The sequence below is a fragment of the Antrihabitans stalagmiti genome, from assembly GCF_016482825.1.
GTDB lineage: Bacteria > Actinomycetota > Actinomycetes > Mycobacteriales > Mycobacteriaceae > Antrihabitans > Antrihabitans stalagmiti.
In genome coordinates, this window is record NZ_JAEMNV010000003.1 from 563,291 (window position 1) to 573,991 (window position 10,701).

A 10,701-nucleotide genomic window follows, 5' to 3' on the forward strand; every position below is an offset into this window, starting at 1 on the left:
CGGCCATGCAAAAACCCGCCCCTGTGATCCAGGAGCGGGTTTTGGTACGTCAGGGGTATTACGAGGTGCGGATCGTCAAGCCGGGGTTCTCAGCGAGCACGACGCTCACGGGAGTCGAGAACAGTTGCGGCTCGTTTCCGATGAACGGTCCGATCAGGTTGGGGATCTCGCAGAACGGATATTCGGCGACGGTCGATGCACTCGAAATGCCGAGTGCCAACGTTCCGGTGACGACGGCGCCGCCGCTGTCGCCCGGCAGCGCGCAGATGTTCGCCGAGAAGCTGTCGTTCAAGTTGCGGTCGCCGACTGCAACGGACTGTGCGACGGCATTGACGACGCCGCAACTGAAGCCCGTGCGTGCACCGGCTTTGCAGACCGGCGCGCCGACAACGGGTTCGGCGATGCCGGTGATCGTCAGGGGCGCCCGACCGGGTACCCGAACGCCGTTGTTGTCGAAGCGCGACTTCGCGTCGTTGGCGATCCGGATGATCGAGTAGTCGTGATTGTCGAGGCTGGTCTTCTGGAACGTGCCGATCTGCGGACCGAGCACATCGAGGGCCCTCAGCTCGTGCACTGCAGACGCGTCGGGGGTGCCTGCTGCTGCAAGGTTCGGATCGCAGTGGCCGGCCGAAACGTTGACCACGTTGCCCGCACTGTCGGACCCGTTGAAGCCCAACGAGCAACGCAGCGACGATTCGGTACTGATCGAGGCGTAGGGATCGCCGCCTTGGAGTGCGTTCGGAGCCAATTCGCCCGCGATGGGGTCGGCAGCGGGCACAACCGGCTCAGCGCCTTGAACGGGCGGCATGAGTACTACTCGCACCGCGTCGAGGAAGCCGGGCAGAGTCAGGCCGCCTGCGGTGGCGTCGATGCGGACCGCGAGAGCGTTGTTGACGATATCGATCGCGACCGCGCGCACCAGGCTTGCGATTTGGACCGGCTGAGTGGCCAGCCACGCGTCGAACGACTGCTTCTCGGCATTGAGGCTCGACTCGCTCTTCGCAACTGGTTTGACGACGAATCCGGCGCTTTCGGCAGCGGTCCGCGCGGCCTCGAGGTCGGGAGCATCGGCGAGTGCGACGACGGCCTGCCCTGCTTCGTTCAGCCACGAACCGGCGAAGGCCGCGGGAAACTGGGTACGCGCGGTTGCGGCGAAGCCTGCGAGTTGCTGCGCGAGGTCGGCGCGCTGCAGATATTCGTCGGCGGTGAGTTTCAAGTCACGTGCGATTGCGTCGGACAGCTCGACCGGAAGCGGAGCCGGCGCGGGGGCCGGATCGGCCTGAGCAATGGCGACTGTCGGTCCGAGTAGCAGCAGTGCGGCCGAGCCGAACACTGCTGCCCGGCGTGCGGTCGTAAGTCGCATGGGGGCCTCTCTGCTGCGGGCAACCGATGCTGCCCGGACGAATTGTCCCAGTGACTATATGGCCTCGGTAGCGCGAATCACAGTTGTCCGCGCGACCGGGACATATCGATCGAGTGAAAGCTGGGAGCCGCCTAGGCGGGACTTTGGCTGGTCCGAATCACGAGTCCGGACGCGGAACCGGTCGAATTGGCATTTGCGATGATCTCGCGGATCGGGATTCCGAGGCTCGCGGTGCCGCCGTCGGGTGCCAACACCAGGTTGGCCTCGACGCAGTTGGGCGCCGTGCTTGCGTTCGATCCGCTCGTGATGCCGAGTGCAAGGGTGCCTGTGACGATGGCGCCACCGCTGTCACCAGCGAGAGTGCATGCGGTGCTTGCGAATCCGCGAACGAGGCGGCTGGTTCCGTCTTCGGTGAACAGCTGCGTTTCGACGCGATCCGCCGCGACGACGCCGCAGGTGAACGTCGACGTCTGACCCGATTTGCACACTGGGGCACCGACGACGGGAGCAGCCGTACCGGTGATCGTCAACGTCGTTCCGCCTGCGCCACGGACTGTCGGCCGATCGAGACCGTTGCGGACTGCGCGGCTGTTCAGCTCGATCAGCGCGTAGTCGAGGCCGGTGGCCGGATCGCCGAGGGTGGAGTGCGTGAACATGCCTGCCTCGGGGCTCTTGTCGAGGTCGCGCGGATCTGGAACGAAGACCGGTGCGTTGACGCCGCCACCCTGTGCGTTCGGATCGCAGTGTCCCGCAGTGACATTGATTGCGCGTCCTGCAGCGTCACTCGCGTTGAACCCGAACGAGCAGACGCCGATTTCTGCCATCGGAGTGTCCTTCAGCGCCTGCCTCGCGGTGACGTAGGTGTCGCCGCCCATCGGTGTCCGCTCGTTCGCACCGCCGCCACCGGGGGACAGGATCACCTTGACGTTGGCGAGCAACGTCGGGAGATTGAGCATGTGTCCCGCTGGGCTGTTGGCGATGTCGACGACGAGTTGGCTGTTGAGCACGTCGATTGCGATCGAGTTCACCGACGTCGCGGCCTCGCGGGGCATCGCGGAGATCCAGCGGTTCAGCTCGGCGAGGGAGCGTTCGAGACCGTCGGCCGAGATCGGCGCGATCCGCGTCTGGTAGCCGGCCCGCGCAGCGATCTGGGCTGCTTCGTTGGACGTCACCGCGACGATCGGATGTCCGTCCTGACCCATCCAGGCCCCGGCGAACGACTCGGGGCGTTCGGCACGGAATTCGCGGGCATACGTGCCCAACTCCTGTGCCTTGGCTGCACGATTCAAATACTCGGCTGGGCTGATCTTGAGGTCGCGACCGATCGCTTCGACAAGCTCGCCAGGCAGCTGATCGACCGCCAATTGTGCCGGGCTGGCGCTCGGAGCCGGATCTGCGCCGGCAACTGAAGTGATGAAATTCGAGGAAGAGAAGGGAATGAGGAGCAGCATCGCCGTGGACCCGACCACGGAAGCGCGGAGCGCCACCAACTTACGCATGAAATCCCTTCGCCAGCAGTATCAGCGCCTCACCTTAGGGCACAACTGCGTGATTCCCCTCACTGTGGCTTAGCGGGGGCGTTCCACCTGCGGCAATAGGTCCGGCAGATAGGGATCGATCTCGAATTCCGGGAATCCGTACCGATTGCGTCCGTTCGGCTGCTCGGTGACGGGAGGCTGGGTCGGCGTCGGTTCCGTGGTCGGCGGCTCGGTCACGGGCGGCTCTGTGACAGGCGGTTCGGTAACCGGAGGTTCGGTGACGGGCGGTTCGGTCACAGGTGGCTCTACGGGCGGCGGCGGCGCGACCGGCGGTGGGGGTGCTGCCTCGACGACCGGCGCGATTGCGGGCGCAGGAGCAGGTGCGGGCGCAACGGACGACGCGGGCGGGAATGCGATCTGCTCGGGCGCGATCGGCGCGTTCGTCGTAGTCGGGCTGCTCTCCGCGTTCTGAATGACGGGGACGGCGGTGTCGCTCGTGTTCTGCAGTAGTACGGCTCCGATTCCGGTGCCGACGGCCAGCACCGCGGCAAAGCCCGCGGCGACCAGGACGGGCATACGACGGCGACGCCGTGCGGCGGCAGCTTCTGCGGCCGTCGGCTCGACGACGGGGATCGGCTCCGGCGGCTGCGGAAGCGCCGAGTAGGCGAGCGCGGTCACCACCGGTCCGGTGCCGGTAGCGGTCGAGAGAGGAGCAATCACCATCTCTTCGGTTGCGGGGTCGTCGATCGCTGCGACGACGGGAGACGGCTGCGTTGCGGGCCCTCCCGATGCGGCAGCGAGCGCCGACAGCGCGGCTCCGTGTGCGGGTTCTTCGCCTGCGACGACGGCTGTCTCGGCTTCCGACATGACATGAACGGACTTGAGGCCCAGATAGTCGAGGGCGTCGCGAAGGGCGTCGACAGCTTCGGCGGTCCACTGCGCGGGGTAGGCGGCGAAGATCTCGGTCGGCGCGCTCAGCTGCGGTGATGCCATGTTGATCAGGCAGAACATCGCCGTCGCGACAAGGTCCTCTGCGCGGTAGCGCTCACCGTTCTCGCTGGTGATGCCGTTGGGATCGCCGACTCGCGCCAAGAAGTTCGATACGGAGTGGGTTGTGCCCGCGGGTGCTGTGTCACCGAGTCGGGTGTCGCCGTCGGCGGTCATGTGCAGGACGGATTCGCGGACGATGTAGGTGGGTTCGGCGTCGTTGTCCGTGGTCACGATCGCCGCGACGCTCTCGAACGTGCCTATCCGAAGGCCAAGCCCTGTCGCCATTTCCTACCTCGATTGTGTCTTGCTGTCCGTGTCTCGTCTGTCCGTGTCCGATGTTATGTCGTGACTCGGACCCGGTCGGTTACACAAGCTGCGCCCGATCACCTCGGCCGTGGCCCATCGCGCGCAGCATCGACAGCAACTCCGAGCGAGAACCTGCACCGAGTCTCCGTCGAATTCGCGCTACATGATGCTCGACTGTCTTCGCGGAAATGTACAGCCGCGAACCGACCTCGCGATATGTGAGACCGAGCACCAACAGGTCCGCGACCTCGCATTCTCGGTCCGACAGCGGGCCGTTCGTCACGATGGCCTGGCGGGGTGTTGCAGTCGGAAGTTGTTGGGGTGTGCTCGCTCCGCGTTCGGAACGTCGAGGTGGTTGCCGCAACGATCGAGCGACCTGCAGCAGGGCCGTCGCTGTTTCGGTGTCGGCGGCACGCAAGGCAGCTTCGCTGGCCAAGCGGGCACCGTCCCACGGCAGACCGATCGAGCCGAGAATCCGTGCAGACTTTTCGATGTCGTCGAGCTGGGCTTCTTGACGAAGCACCCGCAACCAGGTGGACCCGGCCGCGGCGAGTGCGGCGGCATAGGTATCGGGCGCAGCGGCCGACTCGGCAGCTCGTTTCAGTGCGAGGGCATGTGGCACGAGGGCGGGAGGGTCTTCCGACAGGAGGGCAGCCTGCACGCCGTACCAGTGGAAGGTGTTGGACCATGCCGCAGGCTCGCCGAGTCGCCTCAGCAATTCGTCGGCCTCGGAGATCAGATGCGCGACGCGGGTGACGTCGCCGATCCGAACGGCGGCAAGCCACAGTTCCCCGAGGGCAAGGAGCGAGAAGACGTCGACGGTGATCTCGTCGATGACCCGATGCGAGGCCTCCCACGCCCGAACCAACGCGCCGTGATCGCCGCTGCGACGCGCAAGGCCGACTCGGATCGCACGGTCGAGCAGTAGGTCGCGGTTGCCAAGATCGTCCGCCGCGAGGCTTTCGACGATGGAACGAGCACGGTCCTCGTCCCCGCCGAGCATGGCTGTCCATGCCGAGAGCAGTCGATGCTGGTGCCACATTCGGGTGCCGGGCCGAACCTTCTCGTCGACGCGGTCGAGCAGTGCGTCGGCCCGAGCCAGGTCGCCGCAGTGCAAGCTCAGTTGCACCGCTGCGGCAGCGGGCGATATCGGCAGTAGCGCAACCGCTTCCGCGCGGTCGAACAGCGAAAGCGACCGCGCGAGGGTGTTCACTGCAGCTTGCCCCGAGCCCGACATCGATTGCGCGAGAGCGTCTCCGACCATCGTGATGCCTGCGGCGAGGTCGGTCGGCGGTCCTGCTGGTTTCGCGGACTTCATGGCGGCTGCTGCCTCTGGCCGTCCGGCCACCAGCATGACAGCAGCAGCGCTGCCGCCGTCGTTGCCTACGCGGTCGGTGCCGAGCCATTCGTAGAGTTCGGCACTGCGGACGAGTGTGCCCCGATCGGCCCAGACGCCGGCGAGCACGCGGACCGCCGCACCGAGTTCGGCTGTGCTGCTTGCGCAATCGGGGTCGTCCGCACGGGCAAGGATCGATTCCGCTATGTCCGCAGCCGTCCGACTGTCGCCGCTGCGTGCTGCCGCCTCGCAGCGCTTCACCTCGACGCTGCGTGGATCGATTCCCGCTTGCACAGCGGCCGAGTAGAGCTGCGCCGCCACGGCGGGATCGGCAGATTCTGCTGCGTTGCACAGATATTCGGCCAGGCGTGCATCCCGCAGACCGATCTCGGCGAGCTTGGTCGCGGTATGGATGCGCAGTACGCCGCGGTCGAGTCTTGCGGTGAGGACACGTTGTTGCACATCGAGAAAACGATGGTCCCCGAGCAGGGTCCGCAGCGGTTGCGCGGCGATCGGCAGCAGCAGGTCGGGGTCGGTCACAAGTGCTGACGCCCGAACGCGATCGATCAGCGTGAGGGCATTCGACTCGTCGATACCGTTGACATCCGATACCTCGGTGACGTCGAGGCCGATGCCGGTCGCCGTCATCGCAAGAGTCGACAGAAACTGAATGTCTCGGTCGCGCAGGTTCGCGCACACCCAGCCGACAACCGAGTCCTCGGGCGATCCACCGCCGAGCGCTGCGACTACCGCACCGTAAATGCCGTTGGTGAGGTCGCGAATTCGAGCCGCCTGCGCAGGGGTGACCGTAACGGCACTGCTACGTCCGAGGCCGACGATGTCCGCAGTGGAGAGCGATCGCATGTCGACGACGCGACCGCGCCGCGCGAAGGTCGCTGCGAGTGCTCGTAGGTCGGTGTCGTGTGCGCGTGGCTCGGTCGCGACCACGACGACCGCGGCAGGTGAATCATCGAGGAGCGTGCGGACGGCAACAACGTCTGCAGTCGGGAGCGAGTGCAGATCGTCGACGACGAGGGCGGCACCGCCCAGTGCTGCCGACGGCTCGGCCGAAACCGACAGACCGCGTGCGCGGAGGCGGTCGCGAACCGCGGCCAGCATCGCCGACTTTCCGGTTCCCGATTGTCCGCGCAGCATCAGCCGAATCGGTCCGCCGCCGTCGACTTCGCGAAGGATTTCTCGTGTTGCCGCAGAGACGTCGTTGGTCTGCGGCACAGCGTTTCTCGATTGCGGCACAGCGCTTTTCGGCAACGACTCGCCCACTAGTTGCCCTGCAGGATCGGAACCTTGACACCGGGAAGGGTCGGCAGATTGGGCAGACCCGGAATTCCTCCGGTAGTGCCAGGCGTTGTGGTCGTTTCACCACCCGGTGACGGCACCTGCGGTTGCGGTTGGGGCGCTGGCTGCTGCGGTTGGGGTTGTGGTTCGGGATTCGGTGCGGGTTGCTGCGGCTGGACGGGATCGGGATTCGAGCCCCCTTCCGGCGCCGGCGCGACTCCGCCCGCGGGTGCCTGCGACGTGGGGCCGTTGCCCGTATTCGGCCTGGCCGAGGGATTTGCTGCGCCTGCCTGAGTTGTCGGCGCGGATCCGTCGCTCGGTGCGGCCGCTTCGGGATTGCTCGACGGGGCGGGAGCACTGGACGCGACGACACCCGCGGGCACTGCCGGCGCGCTCGTTTGCGTGTCGGAACGCTGCGGCTCCGAGCCGCCTCCGGTTCCGAGGGACAGCCCGCCCGCGGCAAGGAGTGTGATCGCTACGGCTCCCGCCGCGACGAAGGCGAGCTTCTTCGCTCGGGAGATACCGGTCTTCGCAGGTTCGTTGGTAACGGGAACACGCGGCGCCGGAAGTACTTTCGGCGGCGAAACCGGTGCTGCGATCGGAGCCACCGCCAACTCCGCCCGTGGTAGCACGGCAACAGCTGCCGACGCGACAGGCTCCGCGAGAGCTGTGGATGCAGCGGCAAGGTCGGTGGCGAGCATGGCGGCACCGATGGCACTGGTGTGCTCGGGTCGGTGGCCCGCAACGACAGGCAAACCGAGTTCCGACGAGACGAGTTCGGCAACGAGGGGTATTGCTGCACCACCGCCGACGAGAAGCACTGCGCTGATGTCGGTGAGATCGAGGCCTGCGGATCGAACAGCTTCCCGAACCAGCCCGACCGAGGTCGCGATAGGCGTTCTGAGCAAGTCTTCGAGTTCGTCGCGAACCAGGCGGACCTGCTGCGACAGACCGGGCAACTCGACGTGGACCGTCGAATCGGTGTCGGTCGACAGCGACACCTTCGCTTGCGCACAGCGTGTGCGCAATCCGCCGAGCGCTTCCTCGGTAGCGGGATCGAACGGATCGATCTCCGCGGCGGCCGCACCCATGCTCGCGAGAACGTGCTGCATCGTCAGGTGGTCGAACTGCACGCCGGAGATGTCGTCGGACCTGATCGGCTTGCCGAGAATTCCCGCTGACTCGCCGGTGCGGACGACGCTGATGTCGAGCGTCGTTCCGCCGAGGTCGTAGACGACGACAGCGCCGTCGGCCAGCGGTCCGCGAGCATTGTCCAGCCAGCGGACCGCTGCCGTTGCTTCCGGCACTGGTGTCACGTCGGAGAAACCTGCGCGCTCCAATGCATCACGCAGTGCATCGACCGAGTAGTGCGCCCACGATGTCGGATACGTCGCGACGATCGTCGGCGATTCCGCGAGTCCGGCCGCAGCTTCGTCGACGAGGCAACCGATTGCAGTCGCTGTCAGGTCCTCGCCTGCGTAGATCGATCCGTCGTCGGCCAGAATGCCGATCGGATCGCCGACGCGGTCGACGAAGCCGTCGAGCAGGATGTCCTTCGAATGCCGACCGAGTGCGGGCGAGGTGTGAACGACCCCGAGAACCGGAGCTTCGTCCGCAGACAGCTGCAGCGTCGTCGGATGACTGATCGTGACGTAGTCGCGGCCGTCAGCCGCGCCCGATCCATCAGGATCGACCGCAGCCACGGAGTTCTGCGATCCGACCACGATTCCGAGACCTGTTGCCACGCGATTCTCCTCCTCGAATATGGGTCGCGAGACTCGCGATCGAATAGACCGTAAGGGGCGCGACTCACCGGCGTTGTCGCGTCGGCCGTCGATTCCGTTACGGTACTCGGCCCGGTTGAGGCTGGTGGGAGCCTTGGTTAGGGGAAAAGCCCCTAATGGTCGTTTTGCCCCTACCCGATACCCCCAGACAGGTGCGGGGGTTCACCCCGTTGGGGCCGCGGCCCGATCTCCATAACGTTGCATGCATGCACCGCCGAAGCTGATTCGGCCCGGTCCAACCGACTCAGGAGACGTCATGACCCAGAACGCCGTACTCGAATTCATCCTCAACCTGCTCCGTAGCGACGAGGCAGCCGCCCAGTACTGCGCGAACCCAGAAGGCGTTCTCGCTGCTTCGGGACTGGCCGGTGTGAGCCACGCCGACATCGTCGCCGTCGCACCGATGGTCGCCGAATCGGCACTGTGCACGGGAAGCACAGGCCTGTCGACGATTCTCGGTGCGGGAGCCGGCGTCGGCGCAGGAGCCGGAGCGGGTGTCGGAGCGATCGGTGTTGCAGGCAGCGGACTCGGCGCAGGCCTCGGCCTCGGTGCGGGTGCCGGCCTCGGTTTGGGAACGGTCGCGTTGGGTGATGTGAACCTCGGCGGTGGAGCGGTCGGCGACATCGACCTCGGTCTCGGCACGGATATCGGCGCGGATCTGGGAGCCCAAATTGCTTTGGCTCTCGGTGGCGCACTCGCAGCCGGTGGAGCGGCGGGCGTGCAGCTCGGCACCGCCATCGGCGGCGCTTTGGAAACGGCCGTCGGCGCGGGATTCGATCTCGGCCTCGGCGGTGGACTCGGCTTGGGCGGCGACCTCGGGCTTGGCGGTGACCTCGGCCTCGGTGCGCAGATCGGCACCGCAATCGGCGGGGCGCTCGGCGTCGGCGCTGACCTGACGGCGGACCTCTCGACGGCTTTGAACGCGGCATTCGACGGCGCCCTCGGCGCAGGAGCCGGTATCGACCTCGGAGCAGTGCTCGACATCGAAGGACAGCTGTCGACCATGCTCGGATCCGCACTCGGCATCGGTGGCGAGGTCGGCGCCGACCTCGGAGCATCACTCGGCGCAGTGCTCCAGGCAGCGATCGAAGCAGGAGCAGGCGTCGGGACCGACATCGGAGCCGGTCTCGGCTCGGGTATCGACCTGGGCTCGGGCATCGACTTGGGTGCTGGCATCGACCTGGGCTCCGGCATCGACCTCGGCACCGGGATCGGCGGTGGCATCGACTCGACGATCGGCGCTGTCCTCGGAACGACGCTCGGCGGCGCGCTCGGAATCGGCGGTCAGCTCGAAACCGATCTGAGCACCGCATTCGACGGCGTACTCGCAACCGGAGCAGGTCTCGATCTGGGCGGTCAGCTCGGCGGTGGCCTCGAGACGGGGCTGGAGACCGGCCTCGGCGCAGGTCTCGGTGCGGTCGGTGATTTGGGTGGTCAGTTCGGTGCGGGGTTGGAGACCGGTGTTGGTGCGGTCGGTGACTTGGGTGGTCAGTTCGGTACAGGGTTGGAGGCCGGCGTCGGTGCGGTCGGTGACTTGGGTGGTCAGTTCGGTGCGGGCTTGGAGACCGGTGTTGGTGCGGTCGGCGACTTGGGTGGTCAGTTCGGTACAGGCTTGGAGGCCGGCGTCGGCGCTGTTGGTGACCTCGGTGGTCAGCTCGGGGCAGCTGGTGACCTCGGTGGTCAGTTCGGTGGCGAGTTCGGGTCCGGCCTGGAAACGGGTGTCGGTGCGGTTGGCGACCTGGGCGGTCAGCTCGGTGCGGGCGGAGAGGCCGGCGGTCAGTTCGGCGGCGAGTTCGGATCCGGCCTCGAGTCCGGTGTCGGCGCGGTCGGTGACCTCGGTGGTCAGTTCGGTACAGGTCTCGAAGCGGGTGCCGGTGCAGCCGGTGACCTCGGCGGCCAGGTCGGCGCAGCGGAAACGCCGTGGTCGTCGGTCGACCCGACCGCAGTGTTCGGCACTGCCCAGACCGGCGGCGCCTTCGATGGCAGCCTCTTCGCCGAGGGTGGCGCGAGCGGCGAAACGGGTGCAGAGTTCGGGTCGGCACCGGATTCCGCGCACCTGCCTGATCACCTGATGCCGTAACCGGCAAGGATGTAACGACGCCGGTCCGGTACGCGGTTAGTGCGTACGGGACCGGCGTTTGTCGGTGT

Annotated in this window: 6 protein-coding genes; 1 reads left to right on the forward strand and 5 read right to left on the reverse strand. The window is 66.7% G+C overall.

Annotated elements, in window-relative coordinates:
- Positions 1 to 58 precede the first annotated feature (58 nt).
- The 5 genes from JGU71_RS11325 to JGU71_RS11345 form a co-directional block, all read right to left on the reverse strand.
- On the reverse strand, positions 59 to 1,363 hold the full coding sequence (locus tag JGU71_RS11325) for a S1 family peptidase (protein WP_199704224.1): 1,305 nt from the start codon (positions 1,361 to 1,363) through the stop codon (positions 59 to 61).
- A 131-nt stretch (positions 1,364 to 1,494) separates the two neighbouring features.
- On the reverse strand, positions 1,495 to 2,862 hold the full coding sequence (locus tag JGU71_RS11330; RefSeq protein WP_199704225.1) for a S1 family peptidase: 1,368 nt from the start codon (positions 2,860 to 2,862) through the stop codon (positions 1,495 to 1,497).
- 69 nt (positions 2,863 to 2,931) lie between these two features.
- Positions 2,932 to 4,116: a hypothetical protein gene (locus JGU71_RS11335; protein ID WP_199704226.1), complete on the reverse strand. Its 1,185-nt coding sequence runs from the start codon at positions 4,114 to 4,116 to the stop codon at positions 2,932 to 2,934.
- Between the two features lie 79 nt (positions 4,117 to 4,195).
- A complete protein-coding gene (locus JGU71_RS30395) occupies positions 4,196 to 6,706 on the reverse strand; it encodes a LuxR C-terminal-related transcriptional regulator (RefSeq protein ID WP_199704227.1) in 2,511 nt (836 codons plus the stop codon).
- Positions 6,707 to 6,753: 47 nt separating this feature from the next.
- Positions 6,754 to 8,514 (reverse strand): Hsp70 family protein, encoded by a 1,761-nt coding sequence (locus JGU71_RS11345; RefSeq protein WP_199704228.1) that lies wholly within the window; start codon positions 8,512 to 8,514, stop codon positions 6,754 to 6,756.
- 295 nt (positions 8,515 to 8,809) lie between these two features.
- Between JGU71_RS11345 and JGU71_RS11350 the strand changes: the two genes are divergently transcribed.
- Positions 8,810 to 10,633, forward strand: coding sequence for an IniB N-terminal domain-containing protein (locus JGU71_RS11350; RefSeq protein WP_199704229.1), 1,824 nt, complete (start codon positions 8,810 to 8,812; stop codon positions 10,631 to 10,633).
- Positions 10,634 to 10,701 lie beyond the last annotated feature (68 nt).

Excerpts from the sequence above, each read along its gene's own strand:
- JGU71_RS11335 (WP_199704226.1), bottom strand. The coding sequence starts at position 4,116 with ATGGCGACAGGGCTTGGCCTTCGGATAGGCACGTTCGAGAGCGTCGCG.
- JGU71_RS11350 (WP_199704229.1), top strand. The coding sequence starts at position 8,810 with ATGACCCAGAACGCCGTACTCGAATTCATCCTCAACCTGCTCCGTAGC.
- JGU71_RS11325 (WP_199704224.1), bottom strand. The coding sequence starts at position 1,363 with ATGCGACTTACGACCGCACGCCGGGCAGCAGTGTTCGGCTCGGCCGCA.
- JGU71_RS11330 (WP_199704225.1), bottom strand. The coding sequence starts at position 2,862 with ATGCGTAAGTTGGTGGCGCTCCGCGCTTCCGTGGTCGGGTCCACGGCG.